Below are 20,988 nucleotides of genomic sequence, written 5' to 3' on the forward strand. Positions count from 1 at the left end.
AAACAGAAAGAGCCTCGGCGGCAAAACCAGAGGCCGGCTCCGTATGTTTCAGCGGTTCGTGTGAAGCCATGCAATCGCATCATCCACTGTCATTGGCCGGGAAAACAGATAGCCTTGCCCGACAGAACAACCAACCTGTTGTAACCACTCGCTCTGAGCTTTGGTTTCTACGCCTTCAGCAACAATATGATAGCCAAAACGCTGACCTATTCTTACAACCATTTCAACCGCATGCCGGTCTTCTTCTGACTCTTCGATTCCCTGAACAAAAGACCGGTCTATTTTTAATGTGGTTGCAGGTAGTCTGGTAATATGTGCAAGCGAGGAATAACCCGTTCCAAAATCATCGATACTGACAGACATTCCCAATGACATAAACCGGCGCAGCAATGTATCAAAACCACGGTAGTCGGTCATAGCCTGTGATTCCGTTACTTCAATATCCAATAAAGCAGGGTTGATGCTCTTCTCTTCAATAGCCTGAAAAATACTCTGGATATAATCGCGGTTATTTAAATCTGATACGCTGGCATTAAACGATACCGGTAGTTCAAAACCAGCATCAGCCAGCTGTTTTATGGCAGTAAAGGTCAGCTGAAGCACATGAAGATCAAGACTGCGGATTAACCCGGAGGCCTCTGCGAGGGGAATAAAAACATCCGGTGGAATATAGTCGCCATTGCTGTTCCGCCAGCGTAATAAAGCTTCAAAACCCAGTACCTTATTGCTCACCAATGCCACTTTAGGCTGCAGCATAATGAAGAGATCGCGATTCTGTAATGCCTGCTGTAACTCAAGTAATTGCAGATGACTGGCTGTTATTTTTTCGCGATAGCCCGGTGTATAGCCAATTAAGTTCAGGTTGTAACTTTCTCCTACTGACAACGTAACCTCAGCCAGATGTAAGGTTTCCTGAGGAGAAGCATCCTGAAGTAAATTCAGTTCGATTTTACAGAAGATTAACTGAATATGATGCTGCACGCCGGATAGCATCAGCGGCTGATCAAAAATCTGCAGTAACAACTCATCATCGGGCTGGCTGTCATGATTAAAAACCAGAGCAAATGAGCCTGTGCTTATCGTTGAAAAACAGCTGAACCCCGGCAGTTTCTGCCGCAAAGCTTCGCAGGTTGCTTTAAGCAGATTGTCACAATAGCGCTCACCAAAGGTGATCATCGCATCCTGAAAGCTTTTGATCTTCACCAGCAGCAGCACATTGTCGCGCCGGTCATCGTCGTTCAGAGAATCCAGCTCACGCAGTAAACCGTTACGGTTACGAATATTCAGCAGATCATCAAAATAGGCCAAACGACTGACCCGATTAAGCAGGGCAACGTTAGAAAAGCCACTGCGCACATTTTCGCTGAAAACCCGCAGCAAATTAATATGGGCAGGAGTCAGTTCTGCAATGCCATCAACCAGAACCAGATATTCGGCCCCATCAATAGCATGGGTTTCAAAATAAAGAACTGTATGATCTGCATGAAACTGGTGGCATTGCGCAGTAATGGCCGACCTTAATGTCGCCATCCGTTCATCAGCCGGAAAATCCGTAAGGTTTTTCTCAAGCATGCCATGATAGTCAACAGTCGTTGCGATCACCCTGGCATCACTTAACTGCATATTGCGGAAATGCCCCATACAAACAATACCGCTGACCCCCGCACCAATAATACGGCCAATATTAGTCAGCACTGCCTGGGTCAGTGAACCCAGTTCCTGTTTGCTGTGCAGATTACGGGAAGCATCTAATATCAGCTGCAAGCCCCGCTGCGCGCGGTTCAGCTCCATCATGTAGTGCCAGGTACGCAGATGACTGCCCACCACAGAATGCAGCTTTTCGCGGTTCAGGTCCGCTTTGTTCCAGTATTCATCAATGTCGTACTGACGCATGACGTCAGCCTCAGGAGCCACACCGGGTTGTCCGGTCAGCAGCACGATACGGATTGCCGAGTTGCCCAGAACCTCGCGAACAGAGCTGACCAGTCGCAGGCCGGCGTCATCCTGCTCCATCACCACATCCAGCAGCATTACGGCGATATCGTCATGCTCCCCAAGCAAATCGGCTGCCTGCGCAGCAGAGGCCGCGGTCAGAACCTCAACATCCTCACCTTTGAATTGCAGACCGCTTAAACCATGCAGCAATGAAGCCTGATAGACAGGATCATCTTCAACACTGAGAATCTTCCAGCTGGCATGAGCCTGTAGCGGGAATGTTTTACATTCATCGTCACTGAAAACGAAGGCATCATTAGACATGTGTGTGCTGTCCTTGTCTTACCGGATCAGCGGAAACTGAACCGATGAACACTGAATATTGAGCTTTATATAGTTATAGGAGATAGCATCGGATGCTGCCATTGATAGCAGCGATCAAAAACCGCTTTCCGATTAATTTGATAATAAATCAGACAAAAACCGCAGATTAACGCGTCAATTTCAGCCACTGAAGCATATCGGACCTTTTGCTGAAGTGTAGTAATGAGGCAGAAGTTAATTGTTAAGCAACAGGCTGATGCTCATGGCAATGCATACCGCAACGGTCATCAGACGGACAAACACCACGCCGCGCCGTACCGCCGTTGCCGCCCCCAGACGAGCGCCCAGCGCCTGCCCCAGCGCCATGCTTAAACCGACAACCCATGCGATCTGACCCGATAAAATAAAAATCAACAGTGAAACAACATTAGTGGTGAAATTCAGGAGTTTGGCATGTGCAGTGGCCTGCAGCATATTCATGCCACGCAGCTGACAATAACCCAGGGTGAAAAAGGTGCCGGTACCCGGCCCGAAAAAACCATCATAAAAGCCAACGGCCGGAACCGCACTGGCGTTAAATTGCCCGGCACTCAGCCTTGCGTTGGTTTCCTGTTCTCCTGCTTTACGTGCCAGCAGTAAATAAAGAGCAATCATGATTAAGGCATAGGGCATAACCGCAACCAGCAAGGCGCTGTCGAACCACTGCACAGCCACAGCACCCGCCGCCGCCCCTGCTGCGGTCAGGGCAATACTCCAGCGCTGCCTGCCGGGATTTACCAACCCTTCACGGATAAAAAACCGGGTTGCGGTAAAGCTGCCAAAGCACGCCTGCAGCTTATTGGTGGCAATCGCCTGCACCGGATTCAGCCCGGCGACCAGCAGGGCCGGGATGGTCAGCAGCCCGCCTCCTCCGGCAATGGCATCAATAAAACCCGCCGCACCGGCCACCAGCGCTAACAAAAGCAACACATCAACAGATAACTCAGGCATAGTATTCTTTGCGGAAGATAAACATTGATTATCATACGCGAAGGCCGGGGGTGCAGACAGGGGCGCTTTCCGGCCTGCTGCGATGGCGTCAGACGGAGCCTTTATGACCTCAGATATTCACCACACCCAGGACGGTAAACCGTTAAGTCACTCCGATACGGAGAAGCGACGGCTGGAACGTGATGCGGCCAAGCTCTTTATGCGGGCCTATGAGCGGGAATTTCATCAGCCAATCCGTCATATCTGGCATAACGAACCGGCCAAGCCGGATATTTCCTGTTATTTACAGGGCGAAGCGCTGGATCTGGAAATCGCACATTTATATGCCAGCGAGAATGAAGCACGTATTGCCTCTGGCGACCACCCGCGGGAAACCGATCATAATCACTACCATGGCGATGACCATCTGTGGAGTTATCTCGCCGACCTCGCCAGTCTGGAAAGCGGCCGTAAACTGCACACTGCACTTAACCGTATTCTGGTGAATAAAGCGCGCAAGCGTTATCACTCCAAACGCGTCTGGCTGGTCATCCGCAATGCCAGTCCGCTGTGGAACCGTGATGATTTTCTACCCATCGTCCGCCATCTGAAACTGCCCCACCATTGTTTTGAAAAAATCTGGTTACTACCGGATTTTCCCGGCGAGCAGGAGCTGATTGAAATCAGCCGTTCTGCGGCAAAATAATCAGCCGCCTTTATCAGCCAGAACAGTATCGCGAAAATAAAAAAGCCCCACTCCAATGAGCGGGGCTTTTCAGCACATCAATAAATACTTATTTACTTTCGGTGCTTTCCTGCGGGTCGGCGAACATAAATTCGTCTTCCGTTTTATGTTTGCCCATCAGTCTTGGGCGCTCAATCAGGAAGTACAGCAGCAGACCGATAATGACCGCATACACGGTGGATTTAGGATCCGGCATCGCCAGAGTTACCGCCACAATACCGGCCACACCACGTTCGGTTGGGTTACGCAGTTGTTCCATACCCACCATGATGCAGATATAAGCGGTCAGGATCAGCGTCAGTGACAGGGCAATCGGCAGTACCGGTTTAAACATGGTCACCAGTGGCAGACAGAACAGCGCGAGTAAGCCGGTCAGCCAGAAGGTACCACCACCACTGTAGATAGAATCCATCGCTTTACGACCCATAGCATAGCGCTCGGCTACGGTTGCGTGTGCAGCCGTCCACAGCGGACCAGCCAGACCTGGCCACGGAGCGAAGAAGGCATGAATACCATTACGGATCGCGGTAACAACGTGCACGCGGTCAACGTTGGTTTCAATTTTTTCGTCAGTACGGACCTTGTCGATACGCTCAACCAGAGTAAAACCAACAATGATGTCACCAAAGGCAATCACGTAAGCAATTAACGCAGTTGGAATGGCCAGCAGGAAAACATCCCAGCCTGGGAAGCCAACAGCAAAGGTCAGGTAATTAGCCATCAGTGCGAAGTCTGGCTGAGTGATACCCCACTGGATATCCGGCAGCGGATATTCACCCACAATCCAGCCGACAATCATGGCGATAATCATGCCCGGCACCATACCGAAGTTAGCAATACGACGGGCAATGGCTGACTGTTCAACGACGTTTTTAAACGACAGGGAAAACAGCACATAGGCTGAAACAACGGAACCGATAATCAGCGAAATCGGTGTCGCATCCACACGGCCACCGGTTTTTAATTCGCCCATTAAGGCGGCAATACCGGCACCGATAATAATGCCCGACTTCAGGGAGTTAGGAATCACCTGAACCAGTTTTGAACCCCAGCCGGTCAGACCGAGAATCAGGAAGATCAGCGTCACTTCAATCTGCAAAGCAAATAACGCTTTAATAGCATCCGGGCCTGGTTCAAAGCCGTTCAGAAACAGAATAACCACCGGAATCGCCGGCGTAATCCAGCCCGGAACCAGAGGTACACCCAGCAAAGCCGGCAGAATATAGCCAAGGCCCGCAATAAAGGTAAAAGCCAGAGCCGCTTCATACGGCATGCCCAGATATTTTTCCAGCAATGGAATCATGGCCAGACCAACCACAAACATTACCAGCCCCTGAATGGTTTCAGCCATTTCCCAGCGGTAATGAACAAAAGGCAGTCGGATCTTAAACGGTCCGGCAGGCCAATACGGTTGTTCGCCTCCCGGCGTACGTTGCTGCATTTGCATAAGTGCTCTCTTCCTCGTTTATTGTTGTTTGCGTCTGTTATGAGTTATCAGAGCGCGGACATTAAAGAATGAATAAAGCATTAGCGATAGCAGTGCACACCACCTTAGTCTTAAAATTAAACCAAGGTCGTACGTATTTTTTGTCTGCGGAAAAATACTGATTTTATCCAGTGATTTTTAAGCAACAGTGCTATGCCGGAAGCAGTAACAAAAGGCAATAATTGCCAATAGATACCCATGAAAAGGTTAAAAAAAAACGCCGTACCAAAAATCAGTACAGCGTTTTTTTATTGGCTGAAAGCACAGCTCAGTCAGTACGCATCGTAAGGATAAATCGATTCGGCATACACCTGCAGATCCTGAATCCACTGCAGTTTAACCGGGTCATCGGCTACCTGTTGTGCCGCCAATTGCAACTCACGGGCGAAGCGCTCGTAATTCATCACCGGTGATGCCGGGTCAGTGTGCATCAGACGCGCCATACGGTGCTGCTCCCAGCGCTCACGTTCGGCCTCGTTGAGTGTATCGGGAAAATTACGCGCACGGTAACGGAACAGCATTTCCTCGCCACGGCGATCCTTAAACGGTGCCGGCCAGTCGGCCAGATCCCAGGGCGATAACTCATGTACGGTCTGCATTGCCTGTTTATCGGAGGATGGGAAAAACGCATCGTACAGCTGGCTGTCGACATCGGTCGCCGGCGCAAACTCACGGCCGCTGAATACCTGATGCAGCTTGGCGGTTAAATCGGCACCGTTTTTAATCTGTGCCAGATGACGGCGTAAGGTTTCACCGCTCAGGTTCCAGCGCGCTGCCTGATCCGGCGTCAGGGTATTGGCCGGCGCCAGCACCGGCGCTTTATTGATATGAATTTCTTTTAGCGGCAGGCGGCTCATACCCTCAGGCATATCGGCGGTACGGGTAAAAACCCGCTGCTGTATCTCTTCGACACTTAATTCAAACAGTGGCGTTGGGTCCTGATGCAGGTCGAAGGCAATAAAGGAGTTTTTATTGCTCGGGTGCCAGCACAGCGGTACAACCACCGCCATACAACCCTGCTCAACCGGAAACATACCGGAAATATGCACCAGCGGTTTATGGTTAAGCACATCCACCAGCGCGCCGACCTGGGCTTTTTGCCGCAGACCATAGAGGTAGCGATACAGCTTAGGCTGCTTATCTTTAATCAAACGCGCCAGCGCAATGGTGGCACGCACATCAGAGACCGCATCGTGCGCCTTACCATGATCCAGGCCGTTGGCCGCGGTCAGGTGCTCGAGCTTAAAGCTTTTACGGCCGTCATCATGCTCCGGCCAGACAATACCCTCGGGGCGCAAGGCATAGGCGCAACGCACCACATCGAGTAAGTCCCAGCGCGAATTACCGCCCTGCCACTCACGGGCGTAAGGGTCATAAAAATTACGGTACAGGCCGTAACGGGTAAATTCATCGTCAAAACGAATGCTGTTATAGCCGGCGCTGCAGGTACCAGGCCGGCTGAATACGTCGTTAATGCGACCGATAAAATCGGTTTCGCTCAGACCTTTGCTCTGACAATCCTGCGGTACGATGCCGGTAATCAGCACCGCCTGCGGATGCGGCAGGTAATCGTCGCTCTGCTTACAGAACAGCTCTATGGGTTCTTCAATTTCATTCAGGTCTTCATCCGTACGGATCGCGGCAAACTGTGCCGGGCGATCCCAGGCCGGACTGGCGCCAAAGGTTTCGTAGTCGTACCAGACAATCGTATTCACACTCTTTTCCTCAGGCGCCTGAAACCTCAGTCGCCGCTTGCGGTTGCTGCCGGCAGGGTAAAGATTTTGCCGGTCTGCAGGAAGCTGCGTGCATCGCGGGCGCTCTGCACCGGCAGCTCTTCCATCGGCATATGGCCGACGCCTTCGTAGGTAATCACACTGACATTGGCCAGATCACGGCGGAAACGCTCCATAATATCCAGCGGTACCCACTCGTCTTCTTCGCCCCAGATCAGCAGGGTTGGTACACGGATCTCTGCCACCCGATCACCCAGATGCGGGTTATCGCTCTGCTCTTTCATGGTACGGAATACATTCACCAGCCCTTTACGGTTACCCGGACGCAGGGTCAGATCGTGGTAACGGTGAACCAGTTTGTCGTCGACCTTGCTGTCATCGCCGTAGGCCGCACGTACATTCATGCCCACCATAAAGCGTGGCATCATCAGGGTGCTCATCTCGCCAATCAGCGGCCAGGAAGCAAAATCCATAATAAACGGCATGTCCTGCGGATAACCGGCGGAATCCAGCAGAATCAGTTTTTCCACCCGGTCAGGACGGTGCAGCGCATAATTCCAGCTGATATAACCACCCAGCGAGTTACCGGCGAGAGACATCTTGTTCACGCCCAGTTTGTTCAGGAATTTATCCAGCTTGTCGACCATATAGCCGATGTTATAGCGCTCCATCTTCGGGTCCGGACCGGTCAGACCATGGGCCGGCAGATCCAGGCGGATAATGCGGTAGCTGCCTTTCAGTTCATCCACCCAGCCATCCCAGGTGTGCAGTGATGACGCCACGCCGTGCAGCAATACCAGCACCGGGCCCTGGCCTTCATCGCGGTAATGGATCACCAGATCATCGACCGCTAAAAATTTGGATTGTTCGTTGGTGTAGTTCTGGGTCAGCTCCGACAGCGGACGCGAGCCAACGCCCATAGATGCACAGCCAGTTAAAGCCAGCAGGCTGATCATCAGCAACAGTTGGATGGATTTCATGCGATACCCCGAGGTGATTTTCTTATTGTTTTAACCAGCGATGCCTGCGCGGTGCACGTCCTTTAATGCCGACAACGCCTTGTGCCACAGCCGTGCCAACCATAAGGCAACCGACCGGGCTGAACTTTATCACAGCTGTTTTCAATCGTCTTGCGCCACTGAGCGCGCTTTCTGCGAATAACAGCCCTTCCCTATTCAGGTGCGAAGGGTACAATGACCGCGCTTTTTTTTGTGACAGTTTGGACGGAATCCCGATGGCGTTATTCAAGAAGTTTTTCAGACCCAAAGTACGGATTGAGAAGTGGCAGGATGCAAACCCCGAAGTACGCCGACAGGCGCTGCAGGATCTAAAATCACCCGACCAACTGATCACCTTCGTTAACAACGAATCCCAGGCTGAGCTGCGTCAGCTGGCCATTGCCCGCATTGATCAGCACAGCGCCCTTGAGCAACTGCTGCACAGCGCCCGTGACGATGTGCGTCAGGCCGCCCGCAGCCGTCTGCTGACCCAGCTGCTGCCAGCCAACAACGACCTGAGCCAGATTCAGGATTCGCGTTTGTTAGTGCAGATTGCCGGCCTGACCGACGACAACGAACTGCGTCTGCAAGCCATTGCCCGCATCAGCGACGAACAGGAACGCCTGCAACTGGCGCGTACCCACGTTGTTGCCAAAGTGCGTCTGGCCGCCGCTGAAGGCATCGACAGCCCGGAACTGCTGCAGCAATTACTGGATCACGCACAGGGCAAAGACAAAGCCATTTACCGCCTGTGCAAAGACCGCCTGGCCGCTCACAAAGCCGTACAACAGGAACGTCAGGCACAGACCGATGCCATCGATAACCTGCTGGCGCAGGCGAAATATCTGAACAAGGTTGGCTATCACCCGGAATTTAACGGCAAGCTGCAACTGCTGAACAAGCAATGGCAGGAACTGCAGGCTCAGGCTGACACCACAACTGCCGCCAGCATCAATGCCGAACTGGCTCAGGCCAATGCCCTGCTCAGCGCCCATGCCGAAGAAGAACAGCGTCAGGCGGCCGCCCGTGCTGCTGCCAGCGAAGCCGCAAGCCAGCAGGAACAACTGCTGCAGCGCCTGAGTCAGCTGGCTGAAGATGCCGCCGCTGAGCCACAAACAGATATCAGCGCCGCCTTACAGCAGCTGCAGCAGGACTGGGATCAGGCCTTTCATCAGCACAAACCCGCCGCAGAACAGGCACGCCGCTTTGAAAATCAGCTGCAACAGTTACTGGCTCTGCAATCGGCCAATCAGCATTACAGCGCGCAGCAGGAAAAACTGCAGAAATGGCTGGATGCCCCCTTAGCCGATGATATGAACGGCCTGAAAAATACCGCCAAGCAGGCGCAGCAATGGCTGAAGCAACTGGCCTGGCCACAAGCCTTACCGGCCCCGGCCTGGCTGAATGCCATTCACAACAAACAGCAGCAGGCCGAAGCGGCCCTGGCGCAGCTGCAACAGCAACAACAGGCGCGGCTGAATACCCTCGACCAGCAGCTGAGTGCACTGGAACAGGCGCTGAACGATGGTCAGCTGAAAGACGCCGGTCGCCTCAGTCAGCAGGTACAGCAGAATCTGCGTCAGGTAGACAGCCAGGCTGCGCAAAGCGCTCAGCGTCAGTACCGCAGCCTCAGCGCCCGTCTGCAGGAAATGCGCGACTGGCAGGGCTTTGCCACCACACCGAAAAAAGAAGCGCTGGTCAGTGCCATGGAAGCCCTGATCAATGCCGATATTGATGCCGGTATTCTGGCCGACAAAATTCACGCCCTGCAGGAAGAGTGGAAAACCCTCGGCCACGCACCGGCCGATCAGGCACTGTGGGAGCGTTTTCAGGCCGCCGGCGATCAGGCTTTCGAGCCTTGCCGTGCCCATTTTGCCGCCATTGCCGAACAGCGTAACCGCAACGTTGAGCTGCGCCAGCAACTGACCGCCGAGCTGCTCAGTTACGAAGCGGCGATGGACTGGAGCAACGCCGACTGGAAAACCGTACAGAAAACACTGGATGCCGCGCGTGAAACCTTCCGCCAGTATTCACCGGTAGAACGTAATGCCCATAAGAGCACTCAGGAAGCTTTCCAGCAGGCCTGTGATGCCATTTATGGTCACCTGAAAGCCGAATATGACCGCAATCTGCAGGCCAAACAGGCACTGGTAGATAATGCCGCAGCACTGATTGAGCAGGACGACCTGAGCGGCGCCATTGATCAGGTCAAACAGCTGCAGCAGCAATGGAAAGCGATTGGCGTAACGCCCCGTAATCCGGATCAGAAACTGTGGAAGCAGTTCCGCGCCCATTGCGATGCGGTGTTTGCCCGCCTGGACGAAAGCAAAGCCGAGCGCAAAGCCCAGCTCGAACAGGTAGTCGGTACCGCTGAAGCACTGGTGCAACAGGCCGCCGAACTGCTGAACGGTGCCAGCGAAGCGCAATTACCACAACTGCGTGAAGCCCTGGCCGACATCAAACAACAGTTCTCAGCACTGGAGCTGCCGCGCAGCGCCCATCAGCGCCTGAGCAAACAGCTGCAGGACCACGAGCAGCAACTGCAGGACCTGCGCCAGCAGCAGCAGAAACAGGCCGAACAGGCACGCTGGGCCGGCCTGATCAGCCGTCTGCAGAACCTCGGCGCCGACGAGGCACAATGGACAGAAGCCAGCAGTGCTACCCTGCCACAGGGCTACGACGAAGCCTTGTTCAGTCAGGCCCGTGAAAACAGCAGCAAAGCCGATGAGAGCGCGCAGGATTTATGCATCCTGATGGAAATTCTGGCCGACAGCGACAGTGCCGACGCCGATAAAGCACGCCGTATGGCACTGCAGGTTCAGCGTCTGGCCGAAGGCTTAGGCAAAGGTCTGACCCCGGCGCAGGAACGTCAGCAACTGGTTGAACGCTGGCTGAATGCCAGTGGCAACCGCGATGCGGCACTGCAGCAGCGTTTTATTCAGGCACTGCAGGCCAGTCTCTGAGCCGCTGCCCTGAAGCATAAAAAATAAGGCCTGCGGCGGCACTGCGCCGCCGTGGGCTTTTCCGTTATCATCCCCCCTGCTCTCCGTCTTACCCTGCAGCTCCCTCTCAGTTACTGTCTTTATCTGACTCCTTTTCTGGCACATCTGCCCTGCCCGGAAAACGCGTTCACTGCTAACATCGGGTCGGTGTATTCACTGATAATAAGAGACTGAACGATGTCCCTGAGCGAAATCCTTAATTCCCGCTACTCTGTCCGTGCTTTTAAAAAAGATCCGGTTGAGCAAAGCATCCTCGAAGAAGTATTTACCGCCGCTCAGCGCGCGCCATCCAACTGTAATGTTCAGCCCTGGCAGACCTATGTGGTATCCGGTGCGAAAAAAGATCAGCTGAAAAACCTGTTAATCGGCACGGTCATGAAGCAACAACAACCGGAGCCGGATTTTAACTGGAAGGTCGCTTACGAAGGCATTCACCGCGAGCGCCAGTTCGGTTCAGCCAATGCGCTGTACAGCTCGATGGGTATTGCCCGTGAAGACAAGATGAAACGCAATATGGCGATGCTGCGTAACTGGGCATTTTTTGATGCACCACACGTGGCTTTTTTCACCATGGACACCTATCTCGATATTATGGGTGCGGTTGATGTGGGTATTTATGCGCAGACGTTAACACTGCTGCTGAAAGAACGCGGCATCGACAGCTGTATGCAGGGCGCGCTGGGACAATTCCCGCAGCCGGTGCATGAATTCCTTGAATTACCGCAAGGTCGTGGTGTGCTGTTCGGTATGTCGTTCGGTTATGCCGATGAAAATGCGGATGCCAATAAAACCCGCACCGACCGTGCTGCACTGCAGGATGCAGTGACTTTTGTCAGCTGAATAAAAAAACCGCTGCGGCAAGCCGCAGCGGTTTATCTTTTTTATTCAATCACAAATAATTTACTGACAGCCCAATACAAACCCCAGCCGATATAACCCAGCGGCCCCAGAGTCACTTTCTTTTCCAGCGTTACGCGGATTTCCGACAGCGCGACCTGCTGGCGCAGGACTTTGCGGCGGCCTTCATAGGTATCGATTTCGGTCTGCAGGCGGCTGATTTCTTTTTCAATCACCAGAATATCTTCGATCTTTTCTGCCCGATTGAGCAGCACTTTCATGCGTTCACGCAGGGCAATCAGGTTGGCCAGTCTGGCTTCATAATCAACAATCTCGCTGGTGACATCCTGAGTGCGGATATTCTGATCGCTGACCTCTCCCAGAGTACCCAGACGCTGAACGGTTTTATCAAACTGAACCTCAGGTACACGCAGCGACAGACGACGGGTTTTATCGCCTTCATCATAAGACGAATCGACATACCCTTCAGCCTCGTTCAGTACCGTTTTAACACCCCCAGATGCAGCGGCAATATCTTCAACTACCAAGGTCAGCGAAGCGGATTTGATGATCAGGCGACCATTCACCGGCGCTTGCGCCTGCTCAGCTGCGTCATAGCTAATATGCTGATTCATCGGAGCAGCGCAGGCCGACAACAGAAAAACGAAAACAAGCAGAGGGAGTTTAAAAAACAGATCCGGATATTTCATAGAGTCCTTTACGAATAACGGAGAAAGAATATTAAGGGGCCGGGCTGCTGACCACCGGATAGGCTAACTCGCCCCAGTCCTGATGCTGAGCTTCCAGCATAATATCGACAAACACCGGCACCAGCGTCTGCAGAAGATTGGCGCCGTCGATTACCTGCTCGCGGTTAACCCGGCTTTTATAAGTCGCACCGCCACGCACCACCTGATTATGCAGAACGAATAATCGGTCGAGTACGATGGTGAGTAATTCGGGGACTTTTTTGCGGCTTAAGCAATTCAGCGCGGCAACTGAGGATTCATCAAAGGCTTTACGCCAGTCGTCGTTACCGGCGCGCTGGCTGACCCAGAACGGCGCAAACACAAAAGGGTTTTTCAGCAGGGCTTTAACCGGCCCGGAATACTGATGCCAGAGGCAATGGTAGATTTTATTGTGCTGATCAAAACTGACCAGCTGCTGCACAAAACGCTGTACGGCGTGCTGATCTTCCAGCGGCTGACCGCCAACATCCACCGAACAACAGGCACTGAAGGCGATCCAGCCACTGATAAAACGCAGATCATCATCGTCCTGTTGTGCCTGTGCCGCCTGCAACCAGCTTAATGCCCGGTGCAGACGGGTCGAATGCAGCTCATTCAACAGATCACGCTGCGCACGCAGACGTTCTTTTAAAACGTCTGCATTAATGACGCCCGGCTCTGTGACTGAAACAGTCATCGCTCTGTTAAACCCTGCTCAGCCGCAGCAGTTCTCATGACCATCCGGAAAGTCGATGGCCATATAGATAGAGCTTTGCGGGAATTCGGCCGGATAAGCCATATAAAAATGCGTGTTCTCATCGGTTGGCCACCAGCAGGAAGCTGCACGGGGTACATCCACCAGGGTAATACGCTCAATACAGTACTGCAGGTTCAGACCCTGAGTTTCCGGGAAAATCTCAGCAAAGTCTGCCGGAAAACCTGCTTCAACGGTGTTCAGTTTGTCTTCGATTTTCAGTTCACGCAGTTTCTTTTCCCATTCCGGGTCTTGGCTGCATTCAACAAAAAAATCGGCCAGATAACGACTGTGGAATTTCTTGGTGATACGACGGTTAGACATGTTCTGTTCCTGTTATTTGTGTGTGCTTTCTGCCATATCGGCAGAAAGCAGAATCAATATGCGCTGTTGTTACCAGGGAAGGGGCTGGCCATTGGAATGCCAGAAACCACCCGTGTTGGACAGATTCAGCTCATCAATACGGGCTGCCAGACCTTCTGCCGCCTGCGCCGGAGTAATATCACCATTAAAGCCAACCATACGGGTCTGAACAAACCCCGGATGCAGCTGCGCCACAGCGATGCCGCGCGGCTCCAAATCAACGGCCAGCGATTTACCAAAAGCATTAAGAGCTGCTTTGGAGGCGCGGTAACCGTAATAACTGCCGGAGGTGTTGTCGGCAATAGAGCCCATACGACTGGTAATATTGGCGATTTTGCTGCCTTCGCCCATGAATGGCAGTAAAGCGCAGGTCAGTTTCAGCGGCACAATAGCATTAATATCCAGCTGCTGCTGAATGGTATCGAAATTCATTTCTTCCAGAGTTTCGTTACAGAACAGACCAGCATTATTGATCAGAATATCCAGCTCGCCTTCCAGTAATTGTTCAAGAATACTGGTGACCGCAAAAATGCTTTCATCGTTGGTCAGATCAATACCACTGATGACCTGATCGGCAATATCTTCCAGCTCATCGCTGGTTTCACGGCAAACACCGGTCACGGAATCCCCGCGGGCGGCATACAGCTTCGCCAGCTCCAGACCAATTCCCCGGTTTGCACCGGTAATTACTACATTTGCCATCAGGGCCTCCTGGTATTGGGTGTTCGTTGGCGTTTATACGCGATTAAGCGGCGGCAATACTACCCTGTTTTGCCGCTTCTTCACACCAACACCACCAATACGGAGTGTCCCATCAGCCCCCTGAACGGGCGACTGAATACACACCAGCTGAAAACATCAGACACATATAGATAACGGTATAAAATCAGCGGGTGAGTGTTTTCTTATCCGCAAAACTGACAGCCCGCCCCTGCAACCTGCTGTTCACAATATAAGCCTGCCCCTTACGGCCATACTGCTGCAGCCAGCGGTCAAAGCGTGGTGAAACCCGCGCCATGATGTCGGCCAGACGCATGAACGGAAACTGCAGTAATGGCAGCAGACCCAGCAAAGGTGTACGCGGTAAATCCAGTGCGCGACGAATGTCAGCAGGAATAAAAAATGTCGCGTAACTGCGGTGAAACCAGTAAACAAAGTACTGATAAAAACGGCTGCCCGGCACCTGGCGGAAACTTTCCAGATAAGACGCCGCCAGCTGGCGACTGTCAGCATCCGGGTTTACCCGGCTGCCGGTGGCAATGATGTACAGCCAGTCGATGCCCTGCTGACGGTTTTGCGGCAACAGTTCAATATCATCGCCCATCAGATACGCCACATAGCGCCACAGATGCAGTACGGCTTCCAGATCGCGGTTACTGAAACGCCAGCCAAGCATGCTCAGGCCGGTCATCATCATCATGGAAAACGCCACGTTGGTGGCCAGTGCATCGCCCTGATTAATCGGCAGGCCCCACTCTTCGCTGTTCCAGTCCGGGTGTTGCAGTAAACGCCGGCGCACCAGCGCATGCATGACGCGCACATGCACGGCAGCGCTGTAACCAGGCGCACCCCGCTCCAGCCCTCCCGGCGTAGTGACATCAAACCAGAACGAGGTGGTTTCCGACACTCGGTCAAACGAGCTGTTGCCGCTCAGGGCGCCGGTAAAAGCCAGCGGCTTGGAGATATCGCTGTTGGCATAACCGCCCAGTAAGGAGAAATCCCCCAGCGCGTACATAGCAAATCGGCCGCAGCGGTGAATGACGGCACAGGCATGGCTCAGCTTGTTAGCATCCAGCCAGTCGGGTGTTTGCTCGGCCTGCTGCAGCAGCGCTTTCAGCGCGGGGGTACGGTCATCGAGAATATGACTGCCATCGTGAATGGCTTTCTTCAGTAACTGCTGCGGATGAATGCCTGCGGCACGCAGCTCGGGATTAGCAAAAAGCTCAGCGGCGACCGCATCACCCAACTCATCACTGCGGTAATAGCTGGCAGCAACGGCGTCGGTCAGCTCTGCCGGAGGATTTGGTTTCTTCCCCATCAGCAGCTTCAGCCCCCAGGCAATTTTGCGGGATCGTCCCCGGCCCTGCTCTGCCAGATAAACAAAGCGCGGGGGATGTTGCGGGTGCGGTTGCTCGGACATAACAGTCTCTCTGCTGCGGTGATTGAATGATCACCGCAGTATTTCAGAAAGCCGGAAAACTGAACAATGACAGATCGGCCGATCTGTCAGGGAAGCAGCTGCGCCCGGTGTCAGGGAGCCGTTGACGATGCGCAGTTAGTGCCCGCTGCGGTTTCACAGTATTTCAGCAGGACCTTTTCACCATTACTATCCCAGGTCATGATGGTGTACGGATGGTCGCCATCTACTGGAAGACTGACAGCTACCGTGCGGCCACTGCGGTCCGCGCTGATCTGCGTTTCGATCAGGCTATCCTGCACACCTGCGGTATAGCCCTTCAGCGTCCATTCGTATTTCGAAGATTCGAGTGCGCGCACAAGGTGGCCATCTTCATACTGGTATTCGTTGTAACCACAGTCTGCAGATTGCTCCATGCGGATACTTAGCTCGTTTTCAGCATCGTAGCCATCTTGTGTGAAAAGCCAGATTTCACCTTCGGCATCATGGCTGTAGTCCAGATATTTAGTTGGCTGATCTTGCTCGTTAGTCCAGCGCGGCCCCGGATGCATTATTCCTTCCTTGCTGCCCGACACCATCAGCAAAATACCCAACTGAGCCATACCCACAAGATTCTCAGGATCAAGCCCACCACCAACAGGAAAACTGGAATAACCACCCTGGTAGGCAGAAAAGCTGCCGGCATATTCAGGCACCGGAATGCTTAAGTTCTGACTTTTATCGGCACTGCAATCAATTGCCTGAGTTCCGTTACCCAGGTCACCACCCTGATCACCGCCATCAGAAGAGTCACCAGCACCAGCACCACCGCCACACGCCGTTAACGCAAAAACAAACAGATACAAACCAAAGTGCTTCATTTTCTATTAACCATTCAAATTACTGATAAATATATTTTCAGTGATTAAGGGGCAATAAAAAACCCTGCAAGTTTAAACCTGCAGGGTTCGTCACAATACAGCCTTTAATCCGCTACGGATTGCGTCAAAAAATTAACCGGTGGTAAATTGTGCCGTCAATAACTTCAGACGCTTCTGCTGCATTTTCAGCGAGTATTCCAACTCTTTGTAACGCGTATGCAGAGCTGCCTTCTCCCATTTTTCCTGCAAATGGCGACGGGTTTCCTGATACTTTTCTGACTGCAGTTCAGTCCATTCGGCCAGCATCACTTTAAATTCTTCGTATTCTTTTTCCAGCAGGTGCGACCACTTGTCGGAATTTTTCGATTTCGCCAGACGCTCCTGAGCACGCTTAAACTGCATTTTCAGTTTGGCACGCTGAATTTTAAAATCCGGAACTACACGCAGATTTTTCGCCAGCCCAAGCATAGAGCAGCTTTTGATCAGCCATTTTGTCGGATCCCACTGCCACCATTTGATGCCATTACGGTAATCGGTCTGAAAGATATGGTGATAGTTATGGTAACCCTCACCAAAGGTCAGAAAGGCAAAGAAATGATTATCGCGGGCAGTGTTTTCATCGGTATAGGGCTGTGAGCCCCACTTGTGCGCGATGGAATTAATAAAGAAGGTAAAGTGGTGTGTGGTCACAATGCGCAGTACACCGGCCAGCAGGATCATGCCCCAGAGATCATCAAACATCAGACCCAGAGCAACCGGAATACCAATATTCATGCCCAGAGCGATCGGGATGTAGTACTTGTATTGCCACATCACAATCGGGTCTTTCATCAGGTTTTTAACGTTGTCGAAATTCACTACGCCGCTTTTATACTGACGAACCATCCAGCCCATATGAGAAAACCACAGACCACGTCTGGCGGAATACGGGTCCAGCTCGACATCATCAACGTGACGATGGTGAACCCGGTGGCCGGAACTCCAGTGCAGAATCGTGTTCTGCAGCGCCATGGCTCCGAACAGCGCGTACCAGAGACGCAGGCTCCAATGGGCTTCATAAGCATTGTGCGACCACAAACGGTGATAACCCGCAGTAATGGCAAGCTCAGTTGCCGAAGTCAGCAGGATATAAAACACCAGCGCTGCCAGCGTGTAGCCATAGGTGATCCCGTACCAGGGCACCAGTGTCAGTGCAGCCAGTCCCGTGACGGAGAACATAATGGCAGGAACCCAGTTTATGGGGGCAACTTCTTTATTATTGGTATCGCTCATAAGGCTCTTTCTTTATGGATATACAGACAACACGGAATACAGACCGGCTGTTAAATCTGTGTGACATGATACCTGATTGTAGCTATTCCGGCACCGCAGCGAACGTAAAGGCTTGCGCTAAATCATCCCGTCTGTCTATTTTCTGTACAGAATTCCCGGCAAACGGAGCATAAGCGCAGAGGGACTGGCGTCCCATAAAAATCAAGCCTCAGATTATTTACTATCAGGAATAAGTGAAAGTAAAAATACTTATAGGAGCCACTATCTGTACGCCCTGCTTCCCTGAGGCATAAAAAAACCGCGCAGTGCGCGGTTTTTCAGGGTTCCGGTGATTAACCACCGAAATCATCGAGCATGATATTTTCCGGTTCAACACCCAGACTCAGCAGCATGTTGATCACGGACTGGTTCATGATCGGAGGCCCACACATGTAGAACTCACAGTCTTCCGGTGCCGGATGGTCACGCAGATACTGTTCATACAGCACGTTATGGATAAAGCCGGTCAGGCCTGTCCAGTTATCTTCAGGCTGCGGATCAGACATAGCCACATGCCATTCGAAGTTATCGTTCTCGGCCGCCAGCTGATCGTATTCATCCTGATAGAACAGTTCACGCAATGAACGCGCACCGTACCAGAAGCTGATCTTACGCTTGGAACCCAGACGCTTCAGCTGATCGAAGATGTGTGAACGCATCGGCGCCATACCAGCACCACCACCGATAAACACCATTTCGGCATCGGTGTTTTTGGCAAAGAACTCACCAAACGGACCGTATACGGTTACTTTGTCACCTGGTTTCAGGTTGAAGACATAAGAAGACATGATGCCCGGATTAATACCCTTGCTGCCCGGAGGTGGGGTCGCAATACGGATATTAAATTTCACCAGACCACGCTCTTCCGGATAGTTAGCCATGGAGTAAGCACGGATGGTGTCTTCTTTATTGACCGCTTTCAGATCAAAGAAGCCAAAGCGTTCCCAGTCACCACGGTATTCTTCCTGAATGTCGAAATCAGAGAAATTGATTTCATACGGAGGACATTCCAGCTGAACGTAACCACCGGCACGGAAGTCTACGCTTTCACCTTCCGGCAGCTTCAGGGTCAGTTCTTTAATAAAGGTTGCCACGTTAGGGTTGGAAACCACGGTGGTTTCCCATTTCTTAACGCCGAACACTTCTTCCGGAACTTCAATCACCATGTCCTGCTTAACCGGTGCCTGACAAGACAGACGCCAGCCTTCGCGGGCCTCACCTTTGGTGAAGTGGGACTCTTCCGTTGGCAGCATTTCGCCGCCACCGCTTTTAATCACACACTTACACTGGGCACAGGTACCACCACCACCACAGGCAGAGGACAGGAAAATATTGTTGGCAGCCAGGGTTTGCAGCAGCTTACCACCGGCTTCCGTTTCAATGGTTTTCTCGCCATTGATCAGAATTTTTACGTTACCAGAGCTGACCAGCTTGGCACGGGCGCCGAGAATGATGAATACCAGTGACAATACAATCACGGTAAACATCACAACGCCGAGGATGATTTCAATATCCAAAATACCGACTCCTTACAGTGACACGCCAGAGAATGACATGAAACCCAGCGACATCAGACCAACGGTCATAAAGGTGATGCCCAGTCCCTGCAGACCTGCAGGAACGTCACTGTATTTCAGTTTTTCACGAATACCGGCCAGTGCAGTAATCGCCAGGGCCCAGCCCAGACCAGCACCAACACCGTATACCGCACTCTCACCAAAGGTGTAGTCACGCTCAACCATGAACAGCACCGCACCCATAATGGCGCAGTTAACGGTGATCAGTGGCAGGAACACACCCAACGCGTTGTACAGCGACGGAACGTACTTATCGAGTACCATTTCCAGAATCTGTACCATCGCCGCAATCACACCGATATAGGTCAGCAGGCCTAAGAAGCTCAGATCCACAGTAGCGAAATCCGGGCTGATCCAGGTCAGTGCACCTTCTTTCAGCAGCAGACCGTAAATCAGGTTGTTAACCGGTACAGTGATCGCCAGTACCACGATAACCGCTACACCCAGGCCGATAGCGGTCTGGATTTTTTTCGAAATCGCCAGGAAGGTACACATGCCGAGGAAGAAGGCCAGCGCCATATTCTCAACAAAGACCGCCTTAACGAACAGACTGATATAGTGTTCCATTAATGGCCTCCGGAATGCTCAGTGTTAGGCAGAATTTTGAACTCTGCAGTTTCCACCTGATCTTTCTTCCAGGTACGCAGTACCCAGATAAACAGACCGATAATGAAAAACGCTGACGGTGGCAGCAGCAGCAGACCGTTAGACTGGTACCAGCCGCCATCCTGAATCAGCGGCAGAATTTCGAAGCCCAGCAGTTTACCGGCGCCAAACAGTTCACGGATGGTACCAACGGTGATCAGCACGACCGAGTAACCCAGACCGTTACCGATACCATCGAAGAAGCTCAGCACCGGGCCATTTTTCATGGCAAAGGCTTCAGCGCGGCCCATTACGATACAGTTGGTGATGATCAGACCAACGAATACCGACAGCTGCTTACTGATGTCATAGGCATACGCCTTGAGGATCTGGTCCACCACAATAACCAGCGAGGCAATAATGATCATCTGCACGATGATACGGATATTGTTCGGAATGTGGTTACGGATCAGGGCGATACCAAAGTTAGAAAATGCAGTTACCGAGGTCAGTGCAATACACATCACCAGCGTAACCTGCAGACTGGTAGTTACTGCCAGCGCAGAACACACACCCAGAATCTGCACAGCAATCGGGTTTTTATTAAACAACGGGTCCAGCAGGACATTTTTCATATCAGACAT

General features: G+C 52.3%; 18 protein-coding genes. 3 read left to right on the forward strand and 15 right to left on the reverse strand.

The features are described 5' to 3' along the window. Window positions 1-48 precede the first annotated feature (48 nt). Both HUF18_RS00185 and HUF18_RS00190 read right to left on the reverse strand, forming a co-directional pair. Entirely contained in the window at window positions 49-2,259 is a 2,211-nt protein-coding gene (locus tag HUF18_RS00185; RefSeq protein WP_225690643.1) for an EAL domain-containing protein, read from the reverse strand. A 234-nt stretch (window positions 2,260-2,493) separates the two neighbouring features. Then, window positions 2,494-3,249, reverse strand: coding sequence for a TSUP family transporter (locus tag HUF18_RS00190; RefSeq protein ID WP_225690644.1), 756 nt, complete (start codon window positions 3,247-3,249; stop codon window positions 2,494-2,496). Window positions 3,250-3,352: 103 nt separating this feature from the next. Here HUF18_RS00190 and HUF18_RS00195 point away from each other — a divergent pair, with 103 nt between their 5' ends. Then, a complete protein-coding gene (locus HUF18_RS00195) occupies window positions 3,353-3,934 on the forward strand; it encodes a hypothetical protein (protein ID WP_225690645.1) in 582 nt (193 codons plus the stop codon). 88 nt (window positions 3,935-4,022) lie between these two features. Here HUF18_RS00195 and HUF18_RS00200 read toward each other — a convergent pair whose 3' ends face one another. From HUF18_RS00200 to HUF18_RS00210, 3 genes are all read right to left on the reverse strand, one after another. Next, window positions 4,023-5,420: a solute carrier family 23 protein gene (locus tag HUF18_RS00200; RefSeq protein WP_145470470.1), complete on the reverse strand. Its 1,398-nt coding sequence runs from the start codon at window positions 5,418-5,420 to the stop codon at window positions 4,023-4,025. A gap of 311 nt (window positions 5,421-5,731) precedes the next feature. Then, on the reverse strand, window positions 5,732-7,174 hold the full coding sequence (gene sbcB / locus HUF18_RS00205) for an exodeoxyribonuclease I (RefSeq protein ID WP_225690646.1): 1,443 nt from the start codon (window positions 7,172-7,174) through the stop codon (window positions 5,732-5,734). 26 nt (window positions 7,175-7,200) lie between these two features. Further along, the gene (locus tag HUF18_RS00210; RefSeq protein WP_145470467.1) at window positions 7,201-8,172 is read right to left on the reverse strand and encodes an alpha/beta fold hydrolase; all 972 of its coding nucleotides are present in this window, start codon (window positions 8,170-8,172) and stop codon (window positions 7,201-7,203) included. A 254-nt stretch (window positions 8,173-8,426) separates the two neighbouring features. On the opposite strand from HUF18_RS00210, the gene HUF18_RS00215 reads away from it, so the two are divergent. Both HUF18_RS00215 and HUF18_RS00220 read left to right on the forward strand, forming a co-directional pair. Beyond that, the gene (locus tag HUF18_RS00215) at window positions 8,427-11,153 is read left to right on the forward strand and encodes a DUF349 domain-containing protein (protein WP_225690647.1); all 2,727 of its coding nucleotides are present in this window, start codon (window positions 8,427-8,429) and stop codon (window positions 11,151-11,153) included. A 216-nt stretch (window positions 11,154-11,369) separates the two neighbouring features. Continuing rightward, the gene (locus tag HUF18_RS00220) at window positions 11,370-12,032 is read left to right on the forward strand and encodes a nitroreductase family protein (protein WP_225690649.1); all 663 of its coding nucleotides are present in this window, start codon (window positions 11,370-11,372) and stop codon (window positions 12,030-12,032) included. Window positions 12,033-12,073: 41 nt separating this feature from the next. On the opposite strand, the gene HUF18_RS00225 is transcribed toward HUF18_RS00220, so the two are convergent. From HUF18_RS00225 to HUF18_RS00270, 10 genes are all read right to left on the reverse strand, one after another. Beyond that, a complete protein-coding gene (locus HUF18_RS00225) occupies window positions 12,074-12,664 on the reverse strand; it encodes a DUF4349 domain-containing protein (RefSeq protein WP_225690650.1) in 591 nt (196 codons plus the stop codon). A gap of 106 nt (window positions 12,665-12,770) precedes the next feature. Next, window positions 12,771-13,454: a hypothetical protein gene (locus tag HUF18_RS00230; RefSeq protein WP_225690653.1), complete on the reverse strand. Its 684-nt coding sequence runs from the start codon at window positions 13,452-13,454 to the stop codon at window positions 12,771-12,773. A gap of 18 nt (window positions 13,455-13,472) precedes the next feature. Next, the gene (locus tag HUF18_RS00235; RefSeq protein ID WP_225690656.1) at window positions 13,473-13,835 is read right to left on the reverse strand and encodes a hypothetical protein; all 363 of its coding nucleotides are present in this window, start codon (window positions 13,833-13,835) and stop codon (window positions 13,473-13,475) included. A gap of 69 nt (window positions 13,836-13,904) precedes the next feature. Beyond that, complete coding sequence (locus tag HUF18_RS00240; RefSeq protein WP_145470457.1) at window positions 13,905-14,576, reverse strand: SDR family oxidoreductase; 672 nt, start codon at window positions 14,574-14,576, stop codon at window positions 13,905-13,907. A gap of 184 nt (window positions 14,577-14,760) precedes the next feature. Further along, window positions 14,761-16,014 carry an oxygenase MpaB family protein gene (locus HUF18_RS00245; protein WP_225690659.1) on the reverse strand — a complete coding sequence of 418 codons (1,254 nt, stop codon included), beginning with the start codon at window positions 16,012-16,014 and terminating at the stop codon, window positions 14,761-14,763. A 110-nt stretch (window positions 16,015-16,124) separates the two neighbouring features. Beyond that, a complete protein-coding gene (locus HUF18_RS00250) occupies window positions 16,125-16,856 on the reverse strand; it encodes a hypothetical protein (RefSeq protein ID WP_225690661.1) in 732 nt (243 codons plus the stop codon). Between the two features lie 147 nt (window positions 16,857-17,003). Then, window positions 17,004-18,143, reverse strand: coding sequence for an acyl-CoA desaturase (locus HUF18_RS00255; RefSeq protein ID WP_225690664.1), 1,140 nt, complete (start codon window positions 18,141-18,143; stop codon window positions 17,004-17,006). Window positions 18,144-18,475: 332 nt separating this feature from the next. Continuing rightward, window positions 18,476-19,699 carry an NADH:ubiquinone reductase (Na(+)-transporting) subunit F gene (nqrF, locus tag HUF18_RS00260; protein ID WP_225690666.1) on the reverse strand — a complete coding sequence of 408 codons (1,224 nt, stop codon included), beginning with the start codon at window positions 19,697-19,699 and terminating at the stop codon, window positions 18,476-18,478. Window positions 19,700-19,711: 12 nt separating this feature from the next. Beyond that, the gene (gene nqrE / locus HUF18_RS00265; protein ID WP_145470449.1) at window positions 19,712-20,326 is read right to left on the reverse strand and encodes an NADH:ubiquinone reductase (Na(+)-transporting) subunit E; all 615 of its coding nucleotides are present in this window, start codon (window positions 20,324-20,326) and stop codon (window positions 19,712-19,714) included. Then, window positions 20,326-20,988 carry an NADH:ubiquinone reductase (Na(+)-transporting) subunit D gene (locus HUF18_RS00270; RefSeq protein WP_145470448.1) on the reverse strand — a complete coding sequence of 221 codons (663 nt, stop codon included), beginning with the start codon at window positions 20,986-20,988 and terminating at the stop codon, window positions 20,326-20,328. Before HUF18_RS00270 ends, nqrE begins: the two co-directional genes overlap by 1 nt.

The organism is Thalassolituus sp. ST750PaO-4 (genome assembly GCF_020320405.1).
GTDB classification, from domain to species: domain Bacteria; phylum Pseudomonadota; class Gammaproteobacteria; order Pseudomonadales; family Oceanobacteraceae; genus Venatoribacter; species Venatoribacter alkanivorans.